Below are 24,046 nucleotides of genomic sequence, written 5' to 3'. Positions count from 1 at the left end.
TTTCCGCTAGAACATAAAACTAAACGGCCCGATGACTATTGCTATTGCCAACTGTGCCTTTACTGGATTTGTGGTAGAGCTTAAGTGCCAATAATGAACCCCACAGCAAAACTTGTCCCCATAGCAATGTCCATTGAGACGCCACTTCTTGCCAAGATGCACCCATCTGATTAAGTGCTAAGAAACCTTGGATAGCCGGTGTGCTTGGGAATAGCTGTGATAACAGAACTAACCATTCAGGCATCATTTCAACTGGCCAGATAAAACCTGAAGAGAAGATCAGTGGCATTGAACTGATTAACACTACAACCGTGACTAGCTCTCTTCGTGGTACTAACTCACCAATAAAAATCCCGATCAAACAGCTGGCCAGTAAGAAGGGCAGAAGTAAGGTTAAGATCTGTGTTGTTGAGGCGAGCTGGTTTATCCCATACATCGAAAAGCTAGCGCCGAAATAGTACATCGACAACAAGTAATAAATGCCGACTAAGGTACAACAGCGAGCAAGCATCAGTTTCGCTGGAGAGGTCTTACTCCAGTAGCCAAATGTCGATTGAGCGTTTTGGGTTGCACCCACTAAACCAGAAGCCATGGCTAAGGTTTGTTGCAGGATTAACACAAAGACGGCTGGAACTACGTAATCGATGTATCCCATGCGACTATTAAACGTTGGTTTCAGGTTCAAGCTGAATGCACTGTAGCCCTTGGCTGCCGATTCTAAAGGCACACCTTCGACTAACAAATGGCTGACCTTAACTTGCGCAGCTAACGTACCACCGGCCTTGGCAAGCCCTTCAACAATGGTTCCGTAGACCAAAAAGTAAGAAGCATCACCAGCGTAAGAAAGTGTCGGGCTCTTACCGAGCAACAAGTCTTTATAGAAATCTTCTGGAATGACAAGGAATCCGCCAATCTCTTGGTTAAGCACGGCTTGTTTCGCATCGGCGATGGTGGAGTCTCGACGGACCAATTCGATCTGAGAGGTGGCATCCACCATACGCTCTAATTGATAGCTGCTTTGACTCTTATCCAAGTTCACAACCGAAGCTTTCAGTTGTTGAGGAACTTGGTTCGCGTAAGGCAATGGATACAAGAAGGAATAGAAGACCACACCACCAAATACCGTAAGAAGCACGACAGGGTTGCGCAATACCGCTAAGAGCTCTTGCTTGAGCAGTTGAGTAAAGCTCATCGTTTTACTCCTTGTTGTGCTGATGCTTCTGGCTGTGTTGACGGCGTTGTTTTTGCAGATATAGCTGCTTTTGTAGATGGATCTGCTTGTGCAGTTAGAGTTGATTGCGCCAAGTGTTTCTTAATTAGCAACATTACCACGAAAGCAGGAACTGCGTACCACAACATAGAAGAGAGGCTGATCAAAGACTGTGCTGCGCTCACACCATAACTAGACTGCGCCGTTTGTACTTCGATGTAATGACTCACGGGCAATAAGCTTCTCCAAATTTGAGCAGCCGTGTTCATGTCTGTCACTGGAAAGGTAATGCCCATGAACGCGAAACTCGGTGCAGTAAAGGCACCTGCGAAACTCATCGCCCTTGCAGGATCAAGTGTTAAGAAGAAAAACAAACAACCCATGATGATACAACTGATCACTGTCAGTATTTGGGCAATGGTCAATGCTACAAAGCTGCCATTAAATGGCCAGTCTAAGAGAGCATAGAACCAAAAGCTAAACGCGATACCAAACATTAAAAATAAGACAGCATAAGGTATTAATGTTGAGGTTAGCGACTTCATAGGGGCGTTGGATAACCAAGCTTGAAGGCCACGTGCTCTAACGTTCGCCGTTAAAACTAATATCGTGCCGACCACAACCATGATCTGCCACAGTGCAGGAATAACTGCAGACACCAAGAACTGAGCATAACTGCTGTTCTTGTTAAACAGTGGCGTGATCTGGCTTTGCACTGTTACTGCTTGGCCTAATGCTGATTGGACTGTGGTATCACCGAGTGACAGTTGTTTAACCACTTCAAGTTGAGCGTTAAACGTACCTTGAGCTTGTAGCAGAGCCGAGTTCACTAATTTGCCGATCAAGATAAATTGGCTGTTGTAGAACACGGATACCTGCGGGTTTAAACCTAGGTAAATATCTCGGTCAAAGTGTTTAGGTATTACAACATAGCCGTAGATATCACGTTCGATCATCGCTTTTGCCGCTTCACTCGCTGAGCTGTATTTCTGAGTGACTTGCAGTGTTGGTGAAGCATCAACAAGGCGTGTGAACTGTTGCGAGATTTGACTGTGCTCAAGGTCGACAACTGCGACCGGTAAGTCACGAGCGATCCCTTGTGAAAAAATCAGCCAGATACTGGCAGCAAGCAGCAAAGGAATCCAAGTTAGGCAAGACAACAACCATTTGTCTTTGCGGACAATCGCCCACTGCCGAAGCAAGGTATTCTTCGCTCTATGATGCTCAGTTGATTGCGAGCCTCTAGATTGCGATCCAGTATATTGAGAGTTAGCAGACATAAGTCACCTAAAGCTCAACCACTAGGCTCATGCCCATACGCAGTGTTTCGCTCGTATCGACAGGGTGCGCTTCTACTTCAAAAGTACGTAAATCGAAGCCTTGTGCTGCGTCTGTTGAGCGCCAAGTTGCGAAATCACCCATTACGGCGATGTGAGTTACTTGGAAAGTTAATGATTTATCCAGAGCCGGTAGGTACGCCTCAAACTGGCTGCCTTTCTCGAAATGCTTAAGCATGTCTTCACGAACATTGAGCACAGCCCAAGCATCCTTGGTGTCGATAACAGTCACAACAGGGAAGCCTTGTGGTGCAAGTTCTCCACTGCTCAATAGAACCTGAGAGACTTCGCCATTAAACCAGCTGTGGATCTGTGTGTCTTTTGCGTAAGCTTCAACTTCCGCTACCGCACCCGCTGCCATTAACGCTTTTTGAGCGGCGGCCACTTTGGTTTCGTCACGCGCACCTTCTTGCGCTAATTGATACATTTGGAATGCAGCGCTTTCGGTGTACTTCGCCGCTTGCCACTGTGTTTTGGCTTCATCACGCTTCTGCTCGGCAACCACACCATCGTTGTAAAGGTTGTTTACACGTTGGTAGGTTTTGTCCATCAGATCGGCAGCTGCTTTGGCTTTCAACCATTGGTCTTTAGCCGCTTGGATCTGTTGAGTACGCGCGCCATTCTCTGCTTCTTGTGCTAATGCACCAGCGGCTTTCTGACCAGCTTTTGCTTGCTCTAGCTTCGCATCAATCTCAGGGCTTAGTAGAGAGAAGATCAATTCGCCTTTTTCAACCGAATCGCCTTTGCGCACGAATATTTCATCAATTCTGCCAGGTACTTTCGATGAGATGCTGTATTGCTGCACATCGATTTGACCTTGAAGCTTAACCGGCTGAGGTTGATAAGCTTGATAGAAACTGTATCCGACCCAGCCAATAACGCCGATACCAACTAAAGATAGAAGAAGGGGCTTAATAGGTTTCATGAATTATCCTTTTGACTGGCTAACGGTGTCTGTTTTTGAGTCGAAATCAGACGGAACAGAGGAGGTTAAGTAACTGGAGTAAGCATTCATTTCGCTGGTTAGCGCTAACAGCTTGTTGAGAGAGATTAGGTATTTGAAGCGAGCAGCAGATTGCTGGGTTTTAATGCTCGCAAGATAAAGCTCGGCATCAACCACTTCTAATGAGTTAGATAACCCTTGTGTGAAGGCTTTTTTACGAAGTAATAGGTTTTCCTGAGCTAAAGACAAGCTCGAGTTTAGGCCTTGAACCTCTTCAATGGCTTGGTTTGCTTCAAGGTAAGTCTTTTGTACCAACACGGTTAAGTCTTGCTTAGCTTGTGACTTAAGGAATTGAACCTGTGATACGGCACTGTGAGCCGCAGCGACTTTGTCGGAACGGCCAGAGGTATCAAGCAGTGGCACATTCACACCAATGCCAACCAACCAATCGGGTTTCATTTCACTGGCTAGAGAGTCATCTTCATACAGGCTGTAATCACCATAAAGGTAAACCTCTGGGTAGTATTTACCTTTCTCGGCTTTAATTAAGCTGCTTGCTTGTTTCTCTTTTGCATCAAGAATCTTAAGGCCGGGGTAGGTCATGAGTGTCTGGTCAATGAACACGTCCATATGAGGCAGGTTCTTATTGATAAACAGTTGTTCAGAGGGTTCTACACTTTCATTTTGACCAAGGATTTGGGTCAACGCCAATTGCGCAATTTTAAGATCGTTCTGAGCTTTCGTGCGCTCTACAATCGCTTTATCTAAAGAAGCATCGGCTTGTAGGCGTTCTACTCGGGCGATTTGTCCTTGCTGTTCAAGCTTGATGGCGAAATCACGATGCTGAGTTAAGCCTGCTTCAACGGCTTGACGCGTTCTCACCACGTCTTCCGCTAAGATCACCGAGAAGTAATACTTACTTAAGTCTTCGTAGCGAGCTTGTTTCTCCATCAACAGTTGGCTTTGCGCTTCTTCGCTTTTACCTTCAGCGGCATTTTGCGCAGCGGTTATTCGACCACCAGTGAAGATAGGCCACACAGCACGAATGGAAGAGCTAAAGATGTCTTGTTCGGTAATGGTAGAGGTGATGCCACCTAACTGAGCTAAGAAGGGAGCAAATGCTGGATTTACGCCGCTTAAGCTGTCACCGAACTGTTCACCATTAATCGTCACATCACTATCAAGGTGCGTGTAGTTAGCCCCTAAGGTAATAGAAGGTAGATTAAGGCTACTTGTTGAGTTCTGAAGGTGTTGATAACGTTCAACGTTGGCTTGTTGAGCCGCAAGTGAGTTGTTGTTTTCTTGCAATATTTGCCACGCTTCAGAAAAAGTGAGCGGAGCTGCATAGCCTGGCGAAGCCATAGTGCCGAGAAGCATACTGGCGATCGCAAGGTATCGGAATTTTGGTTTGGTCATCTGCATTAAATACCAATTAGAGTATTAACTCTAATGTTAACAGGGCGATAGTCATTTGTCTTGAATAGATTGTCTCATATGAATAGAAATTTTCATAACTCGTTAATCAAGTGTAAATAAGATTGAGTGACGTGAATATCAAAGATAAATGAAACTTAAAAAGCACGCATAAGCGTGCTCTTTAAGTTCAGTATAGAAGTGTTTTTACAAAATGAAGTGGCTTATTTAAAGCTAGGACAATGGTGATCGGCGCGCCATACCAATTGTCTTGAACCTTGCATTGTTTGTAATAAATCTCTCCCTGACATTTGCGGGAATGCTAACAATACCTTGAGATCGAGTGGGGAGGTGCCATCTTTCTCATAGGCTCTTACGTGAGTAAAAGTCGATTGTAAGTGTTTGAACAGCATAGTCTTAGTAAGACAAATTCCAAAGTTATCGCGTTTCATTGCCTTGTTTCCTTTTCAACAATGTTTATACGTTATGTTTGTTATCCTGTTTCTATTGGACGTTGCCACTGATCGATACTTCCTGCTCATCAATGTTTTATTATTGGGCGCTGATTTGATCAGGCGCCTCTTGATTGTCATGCTGGCCAGTAGTGTAAATAAGGATGTGTGAATGAGGTTAGATAGATAACCTGTTTGTTCAGCAACCGTAGCGGCGAGCGTGCAATTTTTAGTTATAGATACGTCCAGCGAGCGAAGGGTTGTTGCTATTTTGTTAATCGAAGTTTCGATTCAAAGCGCGGTCTGAAAATCATGACCTATGGCTTAGCAACAATAAACTTCTTCATATGCAACCATTATAATTGTATTTATTTTAAACAACCTAAAAAACACCTAAAAGCTTAGTGATCTAGCTCAATATTTATTCGTTTATTTTGGTTTTTAAGCTAATCAGTCCTAAAAATGAACGATTAATCGAGATGAACAACGTAAAGGATTATCAATTAACAATCTGCTCAATTATTTAGTTGAGTAGCAGTCACAAATTCACGTCCCTAGAAAGGTCATGCGATTAACTTGGTGTTAACATTGATCGTCTAACACTAGGGACGGTGGAATATGAAATGGAGCAGTATCAGTTTCCGTAAAAGGTTACTGATTATCATGACGGTCACTGGCCTCGTTGAACTTTTGATTCTTGCAGCGGCTGGTTTTTACTACATCAAACAATCTCAAGAACAAGAGATGGGTTTGAAAGCGTTAGGTGTTGCTGAATTTCTATCTGAATCGCCACTTGTCACCAGCATTATTCAAGAAAATGGAACGTTGGACCCTAATGGCGTTCCCTACGTTTTGTCTGAAGAAACCCAAGTTAAGTTTCGTAACCTTACTCAGCTCATTGGCGCGGCGTTTATCGTTGTCGGAGATGATAAAGGTATCCGTCTGATTCACCCTTATGATGACAGGCTCGGTAAACCAATGCGTGGTGGCGATAACCAAAAAGCATTGGTTTTGGGCGAGTCTTATGTGTCGACGGCCAAAGGGTCGCTTGGTTTCTCAGTTCGTGGTAAATCCGCGGTAAAAGACACCCAAGGTACCGTTATTGGTGTGGTGTCAGTTGGTTACTTATTGGATTCTTTGCAAGATCGAATCGAACCTTACTTAGCCTTTTTGATTGTGATGGCGTTGCTGGTGGTTGCGGTCAACGCTTTGATTTCGAGTTATGTGTCTCGTCGTTTTCAGCGCGCTATTTTAGGCTTTGAACCTGAAGAGATAGGCCGGTTGTATGTTGAGCTAGATGTAACCATGAGTACCGTGAAAGAGGGCATTCTGAGCATCGACAAGCACGGCATTTTGCGTTCTATTAATAAAAGTGCCTGCGATATTTTATCGATAGACAGGGATAAAGCACTCAATCAACAGCGCCTTTCTGACGTATTGCCAGGCAGTGATTTAGAACAACTGCTATCAACCGGCGACACCGACCACGATGTTGAGTTGTATTTAAACAATAAGCGAATCATTGCTAACCGAAGCCCGATTATAGTGGCAGGTGAGGTGGTCGGGGCGGTATCGAGTTTCCGATTACGAGATGAAATCAACGATTTAACAGACCAGCTCTCACAAACCAAAGAATATGCTGATCTACTGCGTTCACAAACCCACGAGCATCAAAACAAGCTTAACACTATTAGTGGCTTGATTCAGATGGGCGAGTTGGATTCTGTTCAACAATTGATTGGTCAAGAAACCGCTCATTACCAGAGCTTAATTGAGTTCTTAAGAGAGACGGTGAAAGACCCTCTTATTGCAGGCATGCTTTTAGGCAAAACAGAGCGAGCTCGAGAGATTGGGTTAGAGCTTAAAGTGGAAGAGGGATCAAGGCTTGAAGCTCTGCCTAGCTGGTTAAACGCGGATGACGTTGTCACAATTCTTGGCAACCTGATTGATAACGCCTTTGACGCCACCATGACGGCGATTAAGCAAGAGGGTCAAATTGCGCCAGCGCGTCGGGTTATTGAAGTTTCAATCAGTGATTTTGGTAATGAAATTATCGTAGAAGTAGAAGACAAAGGGTGCGGTTTGCCGAAAGAGTTGGCGACCAAAGCACTCACCGAAAAAGGCGTATCGAGCAAAGCGAAGCAAAATCGTGGTGTGGGTTTGTATCTGATAAAGCAGCTGGCAGACCGATATCAAGGGCAGCTTGAAATGGTCGACAACCAAGATTTTGGCACGCGAATGACGGTTTATTTGCCAAAAGAAGAACAATAATAATTAAGCACGAAGCGATCTTGTGAAGATCATCGTGACGGAAAAAACATGGTTAAAGGAAGAACATAAATGAACGCAATCACGAGAGTCATGGTCATTGAAGATGATATTGCGATTGCAGAGCTACACCATCGTTATTTAGAGCAGATGGGTGGCTTTGACGTGGTCGGCATTGCCACTACACAGTCTGAAGCGCTGATGCAACTGGACATCTTAAAACCGAATTTGGTGTTATTGGATGTGTATCTGCCGGACGGGTGTGGGCTCGATATTCTTAATCACGTAAGAGGGAGCAATCAAGGCTGCGACGTTATCTTGATTACTGCTGCTCGGGATGTCGATACGCTGCAGCAAGCAATGCGTGGTGGGGTGGTCGATTATCTATTGAAACCAGTAATGTTCCCTCGTTTGGAAGCGGCACTGAAAAAGTATCAATCTCAACAGCAAGAGTTTGAAAGTGTGTCGGATTTGAATCAAGGTTTGGTTGATAAGATGCTGCAAGCCAATGCCAAAGCGGACTCTGGAAAAGTATCCACCTTACCCAAAGGCATTGATGGCGTAACGTTGGATAAGATCAGAGCCATTTTTCAGCAAGCTGATGCCGTTAATATTACCGCCGATGAAGCCGGAGAACGAATTGGTGCTAGCCGAACTACCGCCAGACGCTATTTAGAATTTTTGATTACCACTGGTGAGTTAGTCGCAGACTTAAATTACGGTACCGTAGGTCGCCCGGAGCGCTGCTACAACAAAGCGCAAAGATAAACACGACACCATCAAAATAAATATAAAGCCAGTTGAATAAGCTGGTTTTACCTTTTTCTCCCTTTCCTATTGCTCACTCCACCGACCAGATACCGTTCTTTCTTGACTACACTGTTTGAGAATGCCGATTTGCTTCTCCCTCGGGTCAAATGAACGGAACTATCGATTAGAATTTGTTCGAAATGAGTCAATATTTAATCGATTGCTTTCACAGTGGTTGATGTAAATCAAATAGTCATAGACAATACTGTCCCGAATAGAGGTGATAGCTTTCACCCTCGTTTACCAAACGCATTCTCAAATTTAATAGGCGCTTACTATTGATGTAATAGTTAAGACCTATTATCTATTTTCGTATGTCGCTGATACCTTTGGCGAATACTAAAAACCTTGTTTTTATAGGAAAGATGATGGTAATACCTGAAAACAGCAGCATCGTTATTTTTGGTGCGTCGGGAGATCTAACTTACCGCAAGTTAATTCCTGCTCTATACCACCTGTATGCTAGCAATCAACTACCAGAATCCTTTGCGATTCTTGGAGTGAGCCGTACTGAGTACAGCGATGAGTCTTACCGTGAGAAGCTGAAGAAGTCTCTTCAGGAAATGGAAAAAACTGAACCAGAGACGCTGAATGCATTTATTGAACATCTGCATTACCAAGCGATCAATACTTCAGATGTAGACGACTATGCTCGTTTAGCACAACGTCTAGACAAGCTTGAGCAAGACTACCAATTCGAAAACCATAACACATTGTTCTACTTGGCAACCCCGCCAAGCCTATACGGTGTGATTCCAGCAAACCTTGCTGCGCATGACCTTAACGATGAATCGAACGGCTGGCGTCGTCTGATCATCGAAAAACCATTTGGTTACGACTTAGCATCAGCTCAAGCGTTGGATGAAGAGATCCATCATCACTTCCAAGAACACCAGATCTACCGTATCGACCATTACCTTGGTAAAGAGACGGTTCAAAACCTTCTAGTGCTTCGTTTCTCAAACGCGATGTTTGAACCACTGTGGAACCGTAACTTCATTGAATACGTTGAAATCACAGGTGCTGAGTTCCTTGGCGTTGAAGAGCGTGGCGGATACTACGACGGTTCTGGCGCAGTTCGCGACATGTTCCAAAACCACCTGCTGCAAGTGCTAGCGATGGTAGGTATGGAGCCGCCTGCACAAATTAACGCTGATTCTATTCGTGATGAAGTGGTTAAAGTGCTTCAGTGTCTGAAACCATTAGAAGAAGATGATCTGCGTAAAGACTTAGTATTAGGTCAGTACACAGCATCAGATGTTCGTGGTCAGCACCTACTAGGTTACCGTGAAGAGCATGGTGTAGCGGATGATTCTCGTACCGAGACTTACATCGGCTTGAAAGCTCACATCAATAACTGGCGTTGGAATGGTGTTCCTTTCTACGTACGTACAGGTAAACGCTTACCAACACGTGTGACTGAAATCGTGATTCACTTTAAGAACACGCCACACCCAGTATTTGGTCAAGATGCACCAGAGAACAAGCTGATTATCCGCATCCAACCGGATGAAGGTATTCAGATGAGCTTTGGTTTGAAAGAGCCAGGCGCAGGCTTCAAAGCAAAAGAAGTGAAAATGAACTTCTCTTACTCTGACTTGCCTGAAACTCAGATGCTGACGGCTTATGAGCGTCTTCTTCTTGATGCACTGAACGGTGATGCGACTCTGTTTGCACGTACCGATGCGGTAGAAGCATGTTGGAAGTACGTTCAACCAATCTTAGACTTCAAGCAAGATCCTCAAGCACTGTTTGGCTATGCTTGTGGTACTTGGGGCCCACAGGAAGCAGATGAACTTCTGCAACGTGATGGCCGCGCATGGCGTTTCCCATGCAAAAACTTAACAGACACGGATTACTGCGAACTATGATCAATCACAAGATCTTTGCAACGCCTGAACTGGTTGTTGAAAACCTAGCAAATGAAATGAAAGCATACAGCGAGCAGGGCAAACCTGTTCACATTTCACTGTCTGGTGGCAGCACGCCAAAAATGCTTTTCAAACTTTTAGCACAGGCGCCATACGCGGAAGGTATTCAATGGAATAACCTTCACTTCTGGTGGGGCGACGAACGTTGCGTTGTACCAGACGACGCTGAAAGCAATTTCGGTGAAGCAAACGCGATCTTATTTTCAAAACTAAAAGAGTTTACTCAAGTAAACCTTCCTGCTGAAAACATCCACCGCATCCGTGGTGAAGATGAACCAAAAGCAGAAGCAGAGCGTTTCGCAAAAGAGATGGCAGACGTAATCCCAACAGAAAACGGCACGCCTGTATTCGATTGGATTCTGCTTGGTGTTGGCGCAGACGGCCACACAGCTTCACTATTCCCAGGTGCAACCAACTACCAAGATGAGAACCTATCTGTATTAGCTTCTCACCCTGAGTCTGGTCAAATCCGTGTTTCTAAAACAGCGAAAGTTTTAGAAGCAGCAAAACGAATCAGCTACCTAGTACTGGGTGCAGGTAAAGTTGAGATCGTTAAAGAAATTCATACAACTCCTGCTTCAGAACTGCCTTACCCGGCAGCGAAAATCCAGTCTAAAACTGGCGAAACAGAGTGGTTCCTAGATTCAAATGCAGCAAGTGCTATCGCATAAGTGCGAATAGCCGCAAGGAGATAAAATAATGAAAGGTGATATCGGTGTAATTGGCCTAGCAGTAATGGGTCAGAACCTTATCCTAAACATGAACGACCACGGCTTCAAAGTTGTGGCTCATAACCGTACTGCTGCTAAAGTAGACGAGTTCCTAGAAGGCCCAGCTAAAGGTACTAACATTGTTGGTGCTTACTCTCTAGAAGAGCTAGTTGAGAAGCTAGAAGCGCCACGTAAAGTGATGCTTATGGTTCGTGCTGGTGACGTTGTAGACACGTTCATCGAAAATCTAATCCCACTGCTAGACGAAGGCGACATCATCATTGATGGTGGTAACACTAACTACCCAGACACTAACCGTCGAGTAGCGCATTGTCGTGAGAAAGGCATCCACTTCATCGGTACTGGTGTATCTGGTGGTGAAGAAGGTGCTCGTTTCGGTCCTTCAATCATGCCAGGTGGTGCGGCTGAAGCTTGGGAAGCGGTTAAGCCAATCTTCCAAGGTATCTCGGCAAAAACTGACGCTGGTGAGCCTTGCTGTGACTGGGTTGGTAACGACGGTGCTGGTCACTTCGTTAAGATGGTACACAACGGCATCGAATACGGTGACATGCAGCTTATCACTGAAGCATACCAGTTCATGAAAGATGGCCTAGGTATGTCTGCTGACGAGATGCAAGCAGTATTCGCTGACTGGAACAAGACTGAGCTAGACAGCTACCTAGTTGAAATCACTGCTGACATCCTTGGCTACAAAGATGAAGACGGTGAAGCGCTAGTTGAGAAGATCCTAGACACTGCAGGCCAAAAAGGTACGGGTAAGTGGACTGGTATCAACGCACTAGACCTAGGTATCCCACTAACACTGATCTCTGAGTCTGTATTCTCTCGTTGCCTGTCTGCTCTTAAAGACCAACGTGTTGAAGCTGAAGCTTTGTTTGAGAAGACAATCACTCCAGTTGAAGGCGACAAGCAAGAGTGGGTTGATGCACTACGTCAAGCTCTACTGGCTTCTAAGATCATCTCTTACGCTCAAGGTTTCATGCTAATGCGTGAAGCGTCGAACGAAAACGGCTGGGACCTAAACTACGGTAACGTAGCGCTAATGTGGCGTGGTGGTTGTATCATCCGTTCTGCATTCCTAGGCAACATACGTGATGCGTACGAAGCAAACCCAGACATCGCGTTCCTAGGTTCTGACGAGTACTTCAAAAACATCCTACAAGGCAGCCTAGTGGCATGGCGTAAAGTAGCAGCGAAATCTCTAGAGTCTGGTATCCCAATGCCATGTACGATTTCTGCGCTATCTTTCCTAGACGGTTACACAACTGCACGTCTACCAGCGAACCTGCTTCAAGCTCAACGTGACTACTTCGGTGCTCACACTTACGAGCGTACTGACCGTCCACGTGGTGAATTCTTCCACACAAACTGGACTGGTACAGGCGGCGATACTGCTTCTACAACTTACGACGTATAATCGTTAGTTAGAATCAGTTAAGAACCTTGTTGTTCTTATTAGCTGTAAACTAGAAAACAAAAGGATGCCAACTGGCATCCTTTTTTGTTGGTTCACGTTCTCTTACTTGGGCCTGAATAACAAAGGTGCCATAGTTTAAGCTGTCATTAAATGCGGCTGAGCATCGTCATTGTATTGCTCCCGAATTGCCATAAAGCCGTCTAGGTTTTGTTTAGGCGCTTCAACCCACTCTGGGTCAAACATTGAACCAGTGTTTGCTTCTATATAGGCCATCACCTCATTCAGTGACCAAGCGTGTTTATAGGCTCTTTTACTCATTAACGCATCGAATACGTCTGCCAGTTAATAGCGTATGCGCTATTGCTTAACTAAAGTGCTGTTAATGATGATCTGGACGTTAAATAACCATTTTAAAATTAAATGAAAAGATAAATAGGATAACGCACATGCTTTATGCCATCATAAAGACATAAACAAGGGCAATGGAAATAATGCCCAAATGATTGAGCTAGAAGCGGTCAGTGATGACGGTGTTCTAGAGTAAATTCAAGGCCTTTAGTTGCCTTGAAAAAGGTAATGTTATGACTGAAGAAGAAAGAATCGAACTGCAACAAAATAACCCGCTACACGGCTTAAAGCTTGAAACCATGATCACTGAATTAGTGGATCATTATGGTTGGGAAATTTTAGATGCGGCAATGCGTATGAACTGCTTTAACACTAAGCCTACAGTGGCAAGCGCAGTTAAATACCTGAAGAAAACCGAATGGGCTCGTGAGAAGGTTGAAAACTTCTACCTTTACCGTTTCAAGCGCATGCCTAAAGCATCGGACATCGAATACCAGATGCCTCCGCGTTCACGTACATTCCGCCATGGGCTAGAGCCTCGTGAGCCGATGGAACTAACGGTTGAGTCTATCCATGCCTCTCAAGCTAAAGCTGCGTCTGCATTTAAAGAGCGCCGTGGCGGTAACGGTCGTAATTTCCGTCGTTAACAAGAAGACGTCGCTAGAAAGAACCGTCGCTAAATAAGGCGTCGGCGATTAGCACGGCTAATTAGATAAGCGAAAAACACAAAAGGAGCCTATGAGCTCCTTTTTTAATTCGTTCGATTTAAACCGTAAATGGCTAAGCTTCGCGGTTCTTTCTTTGATTCTTCCAAAGATCGGTGACATAAACGATTGCACTGATAAGTAAGAATAGCGCTGACACAGAAAACAGAGCGGGCATTTTTAGGATCCACGCGAATGTGGCAGCAAGAAAAGCGACAAAGCAAATGAGTCGACTTGATGACATGACATGACCGAGTTTAATGTTCATAACGCCTCCTAATGAAGTCTCACTTTCGACAGGAGAATTATCCTATCTTTGGCAAAATAAAGGCTAAAAAACAGTCTAAATTGTTATCAAATTTACTAATTGAAGGACTCGTCTCACACATTTTGGCTTGGCTATTTTATAAGTAATAAAATAGCCAAATCGGTATGAGCAGGGTGGAGTCTTTTGGCTTTATCTTTTCAGTTGCAAGTCTTATTAAACCGAACGTCTAATTAGCATAGAAAAAGTAAGCGGTGATCAAAAAGCTCGCGATGATCACTGTGGTTCGAACATAGTGTTGAGGGATGCGGCGAGAGATTTTTGCTGAATAATAACCACCAACCAATGTACCCAATAATACAGCCATGCCAGACGGCCAATCAATCGAACCATTGACGATAAAAAATACGATCGCTGCGAGGGAAGCACACGCGGACACGAGCAGTTTGATGCCATTCATCACGTTGATGTTGGTGTAACCAGCCAGCGCCAAGTAGCTCAATGTCACAATGCCTAAGCCTGCATTAAAATAACCACCATAAACACACACGATCAAAAGCAATACAGCGGAAAAGAACGCCCCTGCGCTGGTGGCGTGCTTATGTTTAGCGGTTACTTTCTTTAGCCATTTGTTGAGAGTGCCACCAAAGGTAAAAAGCAGAGCGGCGAACAGTAATAACCAAGGTACGGATTGGGTAAATAGCGCTTCTGGCGTGTGTAGTAGTAAAAATGCACCAATGCCGCCGCCAATTACGCATAGCCCAACAACGAGCTTGAGTTGTTTGGTACCAGATTGAATTTCGTGGCGCAGTGCGTAAGCACCACTGATGTAACCAGCGCATGAAGCAAAGGTGTTGGTCGCGTTGGCTGCTATTGGTGGAACGCCAGCAAATAACAAAGCAGGGAAAGTGATGAAGCTGCCGCCACCCGCAATGGAGTTAAGCACACCGCCAACCACCCCTGATAAGAATAGAATCAACCAATCCATAGTTTTAGAATCCAATACGTTAACTAACTGGTTACCTTACTTGAATTTGTTATGAATATCAGCGCCATGTGTGTTGTAAAGATAGGTTTGTGAGTTTGCTACCATCTTTAACCGCTGGTTTTAATTGAGGCTTTAAATGAAAAAAGGAGCCAATGGCTCCTTTCGTTGAGGTTTAGTTGATTCGATAAAGCTTTACACTTCTACTGGCTTCGCTCTAAAACTCTTAAATAGTTTCACTAGAATCGGGCTAGACAGCACCAATACCGCCAGAATAGTGAAGGTCATCGTAATAGGGCGTTCCCATAAGAAGTTCAACTCACCATCGCTGATCATCAATGCTCGTCTTAAGTTCTCTTCCATCAAGCCGCCCAATATGAAGCCTAACAGTAATGGTGCCAATGGGAAGTTGGCTAGCCTTAATGCTATCGCAGCCATCGCTACCAGTAGCATCACAAATACGTCCATCGTGTTGAATGACACCAAGTACACGCCTGTGATTGAGAAGAAAATGATCATTGGCAGTAGTACCGTTCTTGGTACCGCTAGCAGTTTAGAGATATATGGGATCAACGGTAGGTTTAAGATAACCAGCACGATGTTGCCAAAGTACATCGAGATAATCACCGACCAAAATACGTCTGGGTGTTCAACGAACAAGCGAGGACCAGGCTGAATACCGTAGGCAATCAATGCACCAAGCATAATCGCAGTTGTACCAGAGCCCGGAATACCCAGCGTTAGTAGCGGAACGAATGAACCACTTGAAGCGGCGTTGTTTGCTGATTCAGGAGCAACAAGACCACGGATACTGCCTTTACCGAACTCTTTCTGCTTGTCTTTTGGCGCGAGGCTACGCTCCATACCGTAGCTTAGGAATGCCGCAATAGTGGCACCTGCGCCCGGTAGAACACCGGTAAAGAAACCGAGAATAGAAGATCGAATTGAAACTGGTGCCACTTCTTTGAACTCTTCTTTGGTGACCTTCATGCTACCAATATCCGACATCTTTTGGCTTTCTTCCGCGCTGGTGTCTTGCTCTGGTTTTAGAATACCCATCAAGGTTTCACCCAGTGCGAATGTTGCCATCGCTAATAATAGGAAGCTAAAGCCATCCATCAGATCCGTAAGGCCAAAAGTGAACCGTTCAACGCCAACACCTTTGTCGATACCTACAGTTGATAGCATCAAACCAAGAATAGTCATCATCCACGCTTTGATTACCTGACCTGGGCCTGCAAACGCCGCTACAGCGGACAAACCTAATAGCATCAACGCAAAGTAGTCTGAAGACTGGAAGCTCAGTGACACGCTTGCTAGAGCCGGTGCGGCAATCAAAAGCATGATTGCTGAAAGCGTACCGCCTGTGAAAGAAGAGTAAGCCGCGAGAGCAAGTGCTTTACCTGCTTGGCCTTTTTGAGCCATCGGGTAGCCGTCAAACGCGGTTACTACCGTTGAAGAACAACCCGGAGCATTGATTAAGATGGATGACGTCGAGCCACCAAATACAGCGCCGTAGTACACACCAGCCATCAAGATTAGGCCAGAAGAAGGATCTAGGCCGTATGTAATCGGGATCATCAACGCGATTGCTGAAATTGGACCGAGTCCCGGTAGCATTCCAATAAAGGTACCAACAAAACAGCCAACAATTACCATCATGATGTTCATTGGCATCACGGCGGTAGAAAGTCCTTGTAAAATTCCGTCTAACATAATGTTATCCCTACCAAAGAGTGAAGATTAAACCAGGCTCTAGGTAGATATCTAAGCCTTGAGTTAATAAAAGAAAGAACGCGATAACGAAAGGAAACGACGCGCCAAATAAGACAGCTTTGCGGCGCTCACCCAGTAGGTAAAAGCCTGCAAGTAAGAAGAAGCTGGTTGCTAAAACAAAGCCAAGATAAGTCAGTCCAACACCGTACAGAGCCATTAACACCAAGAAGCCAATAAGCAGTTTCCAGTTCAGCGGCGTAGTGTCGCATGTAACTTTTTTATCCGGCTGTCCGGTTATTAGCAGGATCAACGAAAGGCCAATGCCGATAAACGTTAGCAGGATAGGTAAGGTTCTTGCTGTGAAGGGTTCGTACTCGTCACCGGGGAACAAAGGAATCAGCGTGGTTTGGTAGCCATAGCATAAACATGCAAGCATAAAGAGCATGGCTCCGATGCGATCCTTCGAAAGCAAAGATTCCTTACTCAGAAATTTGGTTGGTAAGTCCGACATATCCAACTCCATTTGGGGTGGTATAAAAAGTAAAAAAGCCGTACATGAGCGAGTCAATGAAATGTCTGGGATCACTAACCAAAGGTAAGCGAATTACGGTACTGGTTTATCAGCCACTTGCGTTTACAACGAATCGGCAAGCGTTAGTAATACGTCTACGAATAAACAAAGGAGTTTGAAGTTAACTCATGCACGGCGAAACAAGGAAAGAGTAAGAGGGCACATAGGCCCTCTATGGTTGTTGGTTATTTCAAGAAACCAAGCTCTCGCATTAGGTCGCCCATCTGTTTTTCTTGATCTTCTAGGAAGGCGTAAAAATCTTTGTCAGCTTTGTAGTTGTCGATCCAACCGTTACGGTCACGAACCACTTGCCACTCATCGGTTTTGTACATTTTGCCAAGCGCTACATTCCACTCGTCGATTTTTGCTTGGCTTGTACCCGGTGCCGCAAAGAAACCACGCCAGTTAGCAAATACTGTCTCGTTGCCGTATTCAGTCAGTGTTGGGATGTTAGGCGCAGCGTCAAGACGCTTTGGAGCCGTCACAGCAAGCACTTTTACTTGGCCAGACTTAGACATCTCTAGTACTTCACCAAGGCCCGTTGAAAGCAGCTGTGTTTCGCCAGAAAGCAGTGCCGCCATCGCTTTACCGCCAGCATCGTAGGCAATGTAACGTACTTTCTTCGCATCAAAACCTTCGCCTTTGAACGCTGCCGCTACTACAAGGTGGTCCATGCTGCCACGAGCGGAACCGCCAGCAATCTTCACTTTACGTGGGTTGGTTTCGAATTCTTTAACGACGTCTTCCCAAGTGTTGTACTTAGAATCTGCAGACGCGACAATTGCACCGTAATCGGCAATGGTTGCTGCTACAGGAGTTAGGTCACGGAAAGATTGTGGGAAGATCCCCGTTAGTGAACGAACAACGATAGGCGTTGAGTTCACCATTAGCGTGTCTTCTTGGCGTTGAGCCGTTTCGATTAGGTGAGCAATCGCTTTACCGCCACCGCCACCAGATAGGTTTTGGAAAGAGACATTTTCTACGATGTCTGATTTCACCAATACATCACCCGTACCACGAGCTGTCATATCCCAACCGCCACCAGCGCCGCCAGGGATTAGGAAGTGGATTTTTTCTACGTCAGCAGCAAAAGTGTTGAAAGAAAAGGTTGCTGCGATTATAGAAGCCGCAAGAGTAGGTTTCAGTGCCTTGAACATGGTTCACGTTCCTTATGTAGGGGATCTCTTCAATGGAGAGAAACTTATGTTTTATTTCCAGCTACTAAACAGATGAGTAGGATATTGCTTAGTAGATGACGTTAAAGTTAACGGTGTGTTAACGAAATGTCTGTAATGCGGTGATATTGAGAATAAAGAACATTGGATTAATATTGTTCATAAAGTTCGCGGGGAGGTGGCTGTAGGATTCTTCTAGCAATAATAACTAGGTTTTTCTTGAGTTTATGTGAACAATTCTTTTGACTGTTGGTCGCTTTATACTGCTGTGTATCATTAAAGAGGGTACTTATTGCGACACAAAGAGTGATATGGAGAGGCGCTCTTTAATATATAGAATAATATGTTGCTAGGTGTGCAGTGCTACTGTAATAATATGATTATAGCTGGCACGTTACATTTCTGAGCTAGTGGTTATTCAAGGATCGAATAATGACAGACAAAAAAATTTCGTTACGATTTACTGTTGGAGGAATGTTTTTACTCGCGACATTTCTTACCGCTGTTGTTGCGGTTTCACTGCAATATTACTTCAGTAAAAAAATGGCGACTGAGAATACCCTATCAAAGTTGACGATGGTGTCCCAAGAGCTGAGTAACTATATCGGCGCGGTTGATTCTGACGCAGCCAATACGGCGCGTTTACTTTCTTCAGTGAAACGTTCTATAAGTAACAAAATATCGAAAGAAGAGTCGCGTAGTATTCTTTCAGAAGCAATTAAAGATAACCCTCTCTTTTATAGTATTTACATTGGCTCATCTAATGAAAACTTCTTCCAAATTATTAATCTAGAATCTGCCCCTGTCGTTAGAGAAAAAATCGGTGCACAACAAAAAGACCGTTGGGTTGTGGTTGAGATTCATAATATAGGGGAGGAGCGCGTCCGTACGACGAAATATTTTGACCAAGAGTTTACGCTAAGAAACTCAACTACGGAGCAGAGTAACTACCTTCCAACAACCAGGCCTTGGTATGTTTCTGCCAATGTTCAGTCGGTCGAAAAAACTCAGCCATATCTTTTCCAGCATTTACAAATTACCGGGCAAACTTATTCTTTAGCGTTTGATTCGAAAATCGAATCTGAAGTTCAACATGTGATTGGTATTGATATTGTGTTGTCTTCTTTAGCTAGCAAACTATCAGGTACGGCGCTTGGCTTAGCAGAAGACAGTAAGGTTGAGTCTTTCTTATATTCGAAATCGGGTAATATTATTGCGTCTAACCTCAAGGTTAACAATCAGGAATCAGAGTTTGATGTATCAACATTGATGCTATCGTCTGAGCAGCAAGCCTTGATTAACGATACCCCTCCGCTGTTAGTGTCTAATCAAAATGATTGGGGGCCGATGGACTTTTCAGTGGCGGGAAAACCAAACGGCTATGCGATAGACCTTCTTAAAATGATTGGTGAGATGACAGGGATCAGGTTTGAATTTGTTAATGGTTTCTCTTGGGGCGAGCTTGTCAGTAAGTTTCAAGAAGGAAGTATTGATGGCCTGCAATCGGTTCAACATTATAAAAATAATGGCATAGATGGCCTATACACGACTCCAATTTATGAATTGCCATTTTCTATCGTGACAAGGGTCGGCGCGAAGGTTGTCACTAATTATGCCGAGCTTGAGGGTAAAAAAGTTGCCATTTTATCTGGGTGGTCAATTATTCCTAAGTTGAGAGAGGATTTTCCGAACATTGATTTAGTTGAATTTGAAAACCTAGAGTCTGCATTTAATTCAATTGAAAGCGAAGAGAACTTTGCTTTCTTAGAAGCAGAACCCGTACTCTCGTTTGCATTAGATAGGTTTTTCCAGCCAGGCCTTGTTGTCAATGGGACTCTAGAAGATCTAAAACAGAACTACTCAAACCAATTCCATTTGGTGCTGCAGAGCAAGCATAAACAATTGCTCCCAATCATTGATCAAGCTATCAGTAAGTTAAGTGGTGAACAACTTGATGCCTTAGCGAAAAAGTGGCTGCATGATACCGGCTTTAATACGAATACGACGGTTCCTTATACTGAACTTTATGATTTGACTAAGGAAGCAACGGTTGAAGGCAGTATGGTAAGGGTAGAGTTGAATGGCGAGATCAAGCATCTCTATTTAAAGAAAATAGACACGGGCGAACACTACTCTGAGTATTTTGCGGTATTGATTCCCGAATCTGAAGTCTTCAGTACAGTCAATAAACGTCTAGCAACCTCTGTTGGTGTAACGGTGTTACTGATGAGTTTGACGTTGCCTATTGCTTGGGTTTTTGGTGCGCCGATAGTGCATCCAATTCGCCAATTAGAGGAAGAGACTCATAAGGTTAAGCTGCGTGATTATGACAACGTGACAATTCTTGATACTCGAATCAAAGAAGTGTGGGAATTATCTGTTGCTGTAAAAGAGATGGCTATGGAGATTAAACGACATGAACAGATGCAAGAGGCGTTTGTTGAGTCGTTTATCAAGCTCATCGCTCAAGCGATCGATGATAAGTCCGCTTATACGGCAGGGCATTGTAATCGTGTACCAGAACTCGGCTTGATGCTGGCTGACGCGGCGGAACAATCGCAGTCTGAGCACTTCAAAGACTTTGAGTTTAAAAATGATGACGAACGCCGTGAGTTTAGAATTGCGGCTTGGCTTCATGATTGTGGCAAGATCACGACACCGGAACACATCGTCGATAAAGGTACGAAGTTAGAAGCGAACTACAACCGAATCCACGAGGTGAGAACTCGATTTGAAGTACTTTGGCGTGATGCGGAAATCACCGCTTTGAGAAAACAACTTGATGGTACGCTATCAACGCAACTGATAGCCGATGAACTTACGGCAACGAAGCAGCAGCTACAAGATGACTTTGCCTTTATCGCTACGTCGAACGTTGGTGGTGAGTTCATGAGTGATGACAAAGTCACTCGTATTCGCTCGATTGCTGAGACGACCTGGACGCGTCACTTTGATGATCAACTTGGTCTATCACCGATAGAGGCAATGAATCGAGAGCCGAGTTCAAGTTTACCAGCCACAGAACCACTTTTGAGTGATAAGCCAGAGCACATAGTGAAAAGAGATAGGCCGTTAGAATTTGACCCGAAACATCAAATTAAAATGGATGTGCCTGAGCACTTATACAACCTAGGCGAAGTCTACAATCTGAGTATTGCACGCGGTACATTGACTGCTGAAGATAGATTTAAGATAAACGAGCACATGCTTGGCACGATTAAGATGCTTGAGAACCTGCCATTCCCGAAAGAGCTAAGTCGTGTTCCTCGCTACGCTTCAACTCACCATGAAACACTTAAAGGTACAGGGTATCCAAGGAAGCTGACTGGTGATGACCTCTCAATCCCAGAACGTATTCTGGTGATCTCTGATATTTTTGAGGCATTAACCGCTGCAGATAGGCCTTATAAGAAGGCTAAGCCAATCAGTGTTGCTGTCGACATCATGTATAAAATGGCATTGGACGAGCATCTCGATATCGAACTGTTTAGATTGTTCTTAACCAGCGGTACTCACCTGCGTTATGCAGAAGAGTATCTGAAGCCGGAACAAATTGATTTCGTTGATATCAGCAAATACCTAGATGTTACTCGTCAGATTGCTTGAGTAAAGGTGGCTTGTTAGAACGGGGTCTATGAATGAAAGGCGCACATGAGTGCGCCTTTTTTATATCTGTTTATCGGTGAGCTGGTGGATAGATACGAAGGGGGCTGCTTTTGACAAGTTTCGGCTATAAGTTGTCGACATATCGATTTCAAATGATTTTAGGGTAGATAGGGGGTTAGTGACTCTTACTCTGATTAAATCGATAAATAACAGATGGTTGAGTTGTTTGTAGTGTCCTTTTGGATTAGTTTTAATCGTCTATGAAAAATACTACCTTAGTCTAGATTGTCGACAATTGGCTTGATTGTCGACAATTCAATCGTGTATTTTATGTTCATGTTATGAAATTGTTGACAATTAAGGTTCAGCAATCAGAAGTGAGCAGCGTGAATATGAATACTGCGATAAAAGATCTCAGCTTAAATGCAAACACGAAAACACGTGTTAGCGATAAAGAGAACACTAAATCAGAAAATCTCACTGAGTATCTCGTTGAGGCGATTGTTAACGGTGAATTAGCACCGGGCAGTAAGATCTCGGAGCCTGAACTGGCTAAACGCTTTGAGGTAAGCCGAGGCCCATTACGTGAAGCGATAATGCGTGTTGAAGGGCTTGGCTTGATTGAACGCATTCCTCATGTAGGGGCTCGAGTTATTACTTTTTCGGCAGACAAACTACTCGAGTTGTACGCGGTGCGAGAGGCATTGGAAGGCATGGCGGCTCGCTTAGCAGCAAGACATATCACACAAGAAGAGCTTGTCGGGCTTGAAGGATTATTGTCGACACACTCAAAATACATCGATGAAGTCGAAGGTTCTTCTTACTTTCATCAACATGGGGATTTCGATTTCCATTACCGCATTATTAAAGCGAGTCGTAACAGCAAACTGATTTCGCTGCTGTGTGATGAGCTTTATCACCTATTACGCATGTACCGCTATCAATCGCCTAGGGCTCAGTCTCGGCCCAAAGAGGCGCTCGATGAACACAAATACATCCTACAAGCGATTCGCAACCGTGATGAAGAGCTAGCAGAAATGCTAATGCGAAGACACATCTCGGGAAGCCGATTACTTATAGAGCAACAAATTCAATCCAAAGATCTTGATTAATTGGCGACTGGTATTTGCTAGCGGTTCTTCGCTGGCGAGAGCTAAACATCAGTAGTCATAAAGATTAGAAATTAACAATTAACAGGGAGCGTCATTATGAAGTTATCAGCAGGAGCTAAGTTCCGACAAGCTGTGCAAGACAACGACCCATTGCAGATCGTCGGCACGGTCAATCCGTACTGCGCGATGATGGCAAAGAACTTGGGGCATCAGGCGATCTATTTGTCTGGCGGAGGCATCGCCAATGCGTCTTATGGGTTGCCTGATTTAGGCATCACCACATTGAACGATGTGTTGGTAGATGTTGAACGTATTACCAACGCGTGTGATCTGCCATTGCTGGTGGATATCGATACGGGATTTGGTGGCGCATTCAATATTGCACGTACGATTCGCGCTATGGAGAAGGCAGGCGCAGCAGCAATCCATATGGAAGACCAAGTGGCCCAGAAACGCTGTGGTCATCGACCAAATAAAGCGATTGTAAGTCAGCAAGAGATGGTCGATAGAGTCAAAGCGGCAACCGATGCTAGAACCGATGAAAGCTTTGTGATTATGGCACGTACGGATGCATTGGCGGTTGAAGGCATTGATAGCGCAATTGAGCGAGCGATAGCTTGTGTTGAAGCGGGCGCAGACATGATCTTCCCTGAGGCGATGAATCAACTCGATCAATACGTGAAGTTCTCGGCAGCGCTGAAATCAGCAACGGGCAAGCACGTGCCTATTCTTGCGAACATCACTGAATTTGGCCAAACACCACTCTACAGCTGTAACGAGTTAGCCCAATCAAGTGTCGACATGGTGCTTTATCCATTGAGTGCGTTCCGTGCGATGAACAAAGCGGCGGAGAATGTTTACAAACACTTGTTAGTTGAAGGTAATCAAGAAGCTTTGTTGGATTCAATGCAAACCCGTAAAGAGCTTTACGAACACCTGAATTACCACGACTACGAGAACAAGCTTGATCAGTTGTTTTCAAGCGAAGGGTAAACCGGTTTCAATTAATCAAAAATCAACTTAATCCAATAACGTGAAATGGTTAGTCGCCA

19 protein-coding genes and 1 pseudogene are annotated in these 24,046 nt (G+C 44.5%); 9 read left to right on the top strand and 11 right to left on the bottom strand.

The annotated features are described in order from the left end of the window. Positions 1–19: 19 nt before the first annotated feature. The 5 genes from AB4133_RS14820 to AB4133_RS14800 form a co-directional block, all read right to left on the bottom strand. A complete protein-coding gene (locus AB4133_RS14820; protein WP_065583585.1) occupies positions 20–1,192 on the bottom strand; it encodes an ABC transporter permease in 1,173 nt (390 codons plus the stop codon). After that, on the bottom strand, positions 1,189–2,490 hold the full coding sequence (locus AB4133_RS14815; protein WP_017059720.1) for an ABC transporter permease: 1,302 nt from the start codon (positions 2,488–2,490) through the stop codon (positions 1,189–1,191). The genes AB4133_RS14820 and AB4133_RS14815 overlap by 4 nt, the downstream gene beginning before the upstream one ends. A gap of 7 nt (positions 2,491–2,497) precedes the next feature. Then, positions 2,498–3,472 (bottom strand): HlyD family secretion protein, encoded by a 975-nt coding sequence (locus AB4133_RS14810; RefSeq protein ID WP_017070946.1) that lies wholly within the window; start codon positions 3,470–3,472, stop codon positions 2,498–2,500. 3 nt (positions 3,473–3,475) lie between these two features. After that, positions 3,476–4,912, bottom strand: coding sequence for a TolC family protein (locus AB4133_RS14805; RefSeq protein ID WP_017059718.1), 1,437 nt, complete (start codon positions 4,910–4,912; stop codon positions 3,476–3,478). A gap of 215 nt (positions 4,913–5,127) precedes the next feature. Then, positions 5,128–5,355 carry a hypothetical protein gene (locus AB4133_RS14800; RefSeq protein WP_009846577.1) on the bottom strand — a complete coding sequence of 76 codons (228 nt, stop codon included), beginning with the start codon at positions 5,353–5,355 and terminating at the stop codon, positions 5,128–5,130. Positions 5,356–5,973: 618 nt separating this feature from the next. Here AB4133_RS14800 and AB4133_RS14795 point away from each other — a divergent pair. The 5 genes from AB4133_RS14795 to gnd all read left to right on the top strand — a co-directional run bounded on the left by AB4133_RS14795 (position 5,974) and on the right by gnd (position 12,512). Beyond that, entirely contained in the window at positions 5,974–7,626 is a 1,653-nt protein-coding gene (locus AB4133_RS14795) for a sensor histidine kinase (RefSeq protein WP_032546322.1), read from the top strand. A gap of 69 nt (positions 7,627–7,695) precedes the next feature. Then, a complete protein-coding gene (locus tag AB4133_RS14790; protein WP_017069356.1) occupies positions 7,696–8,391 on the top strand; it encodes a response regulator in 696 nt (231 codons plus the stop codon). A 410-nt stretch (positions 8,392–8,801) separates the two neighbouring features. After that, on the top strand, positions 8,802–10,304 hold the full coding sequence (gene zwf, locus AB4133_RS14785; RefSeq protein WP_372224891.1) for a glucose-6-phosphate dehydrogenase: 1,503 nt from the start codon (positions 8,802–8,804) through the stop codon (positions 10,302–10,304). After that, positions 10,301–11,035: a 6-phosphogluconolactonase gene (pgl, locus tag AB4133_RS14780; RefSeq protein ID WP_372155235.1), complete on the top strand. Its 735-nt coding sequence runs from the start codon at positions 10,301–10,303 to the stop codon at positions 11,033–11,035. The genes zwf and pgl overlap by 4 nt, the downstream gene beginning before the upstream one ends. Before the next feature lie 28 nt (positions 11,036–11,063). Next, entirely contained in the window at positions 11,064–12,512 is a 1,449-nt protein-coding gene (gene gnd / locus AB4133_RS14775) for a decarboxylating NADP(+)-dependent phosphogluconate dehydrogenase (RefSeq protein ID WP_017059712.1), read from the top strand. Positions 12,513–12,647: 135 nt separating this feature from the next. Here the strand turns inward: gnd and AB4133_RS14770 are convergent. Continuing rightward, a pseudogene (locus tag AB4133_RS14770) lies at positions 12,648–12,854 on the bottom strand (metal-dependent phosphohydrolase); the annotation flags it as partial. A 239-nt stretch (positions 12,855–13,093) separates the two neighbouring features. Between AB4133_RS14770 and AB4133_RS14765 the strand changes: the two are divergent. Next, positions 13,094–13,507 (top strand): VF530 family DNA-binding protein, encoded by a 414-nt coding sequence (locus tag AB4133_RS14765; RefSeq protein WP_010438513.1) that lies wholly within the window; start codon positions 13,094–13,096, stop codon positions 13,505–13,507. 133 nt (positions 13,508–13,640) lie between these two features. Here AB4133_RS14765 and AB4133_RS14760 read toward each other — a convergent pair whose 3' ends face one another. The 5 genes from AB4133_RS14760 to AB4133_RS14740 all read right to left on the bottom strand — a co-directional run bounded on the left by AB4133_RS14760 (position 13,641) and on the right by AB4133_RS14740 (position 18,258). Next, the gene (locus AB4133_RS14760) at positions 13,641–13,832 is read right to left on the bottom strand and encodes a hypothetical protein (protein WP_017066914.1); all 192 of its coding nucleotides are present in this window, start codon (positions 13,830–13,832) and stop codon (positions 13,641–13,643) included. 226 nt (positions 13,833–14,058) lie between these two features. Beyond that, positions 14,059–14,817: a sulfite exporter TauE/SafE family protein gene (locus AB4133_RS14755; protein ID WP_102333369.1), complete on the bottom strand. Its 759-nt coding sequence runs from the start codon at positions 14,815–14,817 to the stop codon at positions 14,059–14,061. A gap of 192 nt (positions 14,818–15,009) precedes the next feature. After that, positions 15,010–16,530, bottom strand: a complete 1,521-nt coding sequence (locus AB4133_RS14750) for a tripartite tricarboxylate transporter permease (RefSeq protein WP_012603793.1) — start codon at positions 16,528–16,530, stop codon at positions 15,010–15,012. A gap of 10 nt (positions 16,531–16,540) precedes the next feature. Then, entirely contained in the window at positions 16,541–17,041 is a 501-nt protein-coding gene (locus AB4133_RS14745) for a tripartite tricarboxylate transporter TctB family protein (protein ID WP_004733594.1), read from the bottom strand. 245 nt (positions 17,042–17,286) lie between these two features. Further along, positions 17,287–18,258, bottom strand: coding sequence for a tripartite tricarboxylate transporter substrate binding protein (locus AB4133_RS14740; protein WP_004733595.1), 972 nt, complete (start codon positions 18,256–18,258; stop codon positions 17,287–17,289). Positions 18,259–18,708: 450 nt separating this feature from the next. Here AB4133_RS14740 and AB4133_RS14735 point away from each other — a divergent pair, with 450 nt between their 5' ends. The 3 genes from AB4133_RS14735 (at position 18,709) to prpB (ending at position 23,987) form a co-directional block, all read left to right on the top strand. Further along, positions 18,709–21,882 carry an HD domain-containing phosphohydrolase gene (locus AB4133_RS14735; RefSeq protein WP_372136873.1) on the top strand — a complete coding sequence of 1,058 codons (3,174 nt, stop codon included), beginning with the start codon at positions 18,709–18,711 and terminating at the stop codon, positions 21,880–21,882. Between the two features lie 392 nt (positions 21,883–22,274). Beyond that, entirely contained in the window at positions 22,275–22,994 is a 720-nt protein-coding gene (locus AB4133_RS14730; protein ID WP_029236525.1) for a GntR family transcriptional regulator, read from the top strand. Between the two features lie 96 nt (positions 22,995–23,090). Further along, positions 23,091–23,987: a methylisocitrate lyase gene (gene prpB / locus AB4133_RS14725; protein WP_017062292.1), complete on the top strand. Its 897-nt coding sequence runs from the start codon at positions 23,091–23,093 to the stop codon at positions 23,985–23,987. Positions 23,988–24,046 lie beyond the last annotated feature (59 nt).

Origin of the sequence: Vibrio sp. 10N.286.52.F8 (genome assembly GCF_041468745.1) — a bacterium.
Classification (GTDB): domain Bacteria; phylum Pseudomonadota; class Gammaproteobacteria; order Enterobacterales; family Vibrionaceae; genus Vibrio; species Vibrio crassostreae_C.
This window is presented reverse-complemented; position numbering and strand designations above follow the sequence as displayed.

Excerpts from the sequence above, each read along its gene's own strand:
- AB4133_RS14820 (WP_065583585.1), bottom strand. The coding sequence starts at position 1,192 with ATGAGCTTTACTCAACTGCTCAAGCAAGAGCTCTTAGCGGTATTGCGC.
- AB4133_RS14795 (WP_032546322.1), top strand. The coding sequence starts at position 5,974 with ATGAAATGGAGCAGTATCAGTTTCCGTAAAAGGTTACTGATTATCATG.
- zwf (WP_372224891.1), top strand. The coding sequence starts at position 8,802 with ATGGTAATACCTGAAAACAGCAGCATCGTTATTTTTGGTGCGTCGGGA.
- AB4133_RS14745 (WP_004733594.1), bottom strand. The coding sequence starts at position 17,041 with ATGTCGGACTTACCAACCAAATTTCTGAGTAAGGAATCTTTGCTTTCG.
- AB4133_RS14755 (WP_102333369.1), bottom strand. The coding sequence starts at position 14,817 with ATGGATTGGTTGATTCTATTCTTATCAGGGGTGGTTGGCGGTGTGCTT.
- AB4133_RS14800 (WP_009846577.1), bottom strand. The coding sequence starts at position 5,355 with ATGAAACGCGATAACTTTGGAATTTGTCTTACTAAGACTATGCTGTTC.
- AB4133_RS14750 (WP_012603793.1), bottom strand. The coding sequence starts at position 16,530 with ATGTTAGACGGAATTTTACAAGGACTTTCTACCGCCGTGATGCCAATG.
- AB4133_RS14815 (WP_017059720.1), bottom strand. The coding sequence starts at position 2,490 with ATGTCTGCTAACTCTCAATATACTGGATCGCAATCTAGAGGCTCGCAA.
- AB4133_RS14765 (WP_010438513.1), top strand. The coding sequence starts at position 13,094 with ATGACTGAAGAAGAAAGAATCGAACTGCAACAAAATAACCCGCTACAC.
- AB4133_RS14730 (WP_029236525.1), top strand. The coding sequence starts at position 22,275 with ATGAATACTGCGATAAAAGATCTCAGCTTAAATGCAAACACGAAAACA.
- AB4133_RS14760 (WP_017066914.1), bottom strand. The coding sequence starts at position 13,832 with ATGAACATTAAACTCGGTCATGTCATGTCATCAAGTCGACTCATTTGC.
- AB4133_RS14810 (WP_017070946.1), bottom strand. The coding sequence starts at position 3,472 with ATGAAACCTATTAAGCCCCTTCTTCTATCTTTAGTTGGTATCGGCGTT.
- AB4133_RS14735 (WP_372136873.1), top strand. The coding sequence starts at position 18,709 with ATGACAGACAAAAAAATTTCGTTACGATTTACTGTTGGAGGAATGTTT.
- AB4133_RS14805 (WP_017059718.1), bottom strand. The coding sequence starts at position 4,912 with ATGCAGATGACCAAACCAAAATTCCGATACCTTGCGATCGCCAGTATG.
- AB4133_RS14740 (WP_004733595.1), bottom strand. The coding sequence starts at position 18,258 with ATGTTCAAGGCACTGAAACCTACTCTTGCGGCTTCTATAATCGCAGCA.
- pgl (WP_372155235.1), top strand. The coding sequence starts at position 10,301 with ATGATCAATCACAAGATCTTTGCAACGCCTGAACTGGTTGTTGAAAAC.
- prpB (WP_017062292.1), top strand. The coding sequence starts at position 23,091 with ATGAAGTTATCAGCAGGAGCTAAGTTCCGACAAGCTGTGCAAGACAAC.
- AB4133_RS14790 (WP_017069356.1), top strand. The coding sequence starts at position 7,696 with ATGAACGCAATCACGAGAGTCATGGTCATTGAAGATGATATTGCGATT.
- gnd (WP_017059712.1), top strand. The coding sequence starts at position 11,064 with ATGAAAGGTGATATCGGTGTAATTGGCCTAGCAGTAATGGGTCAGAAC.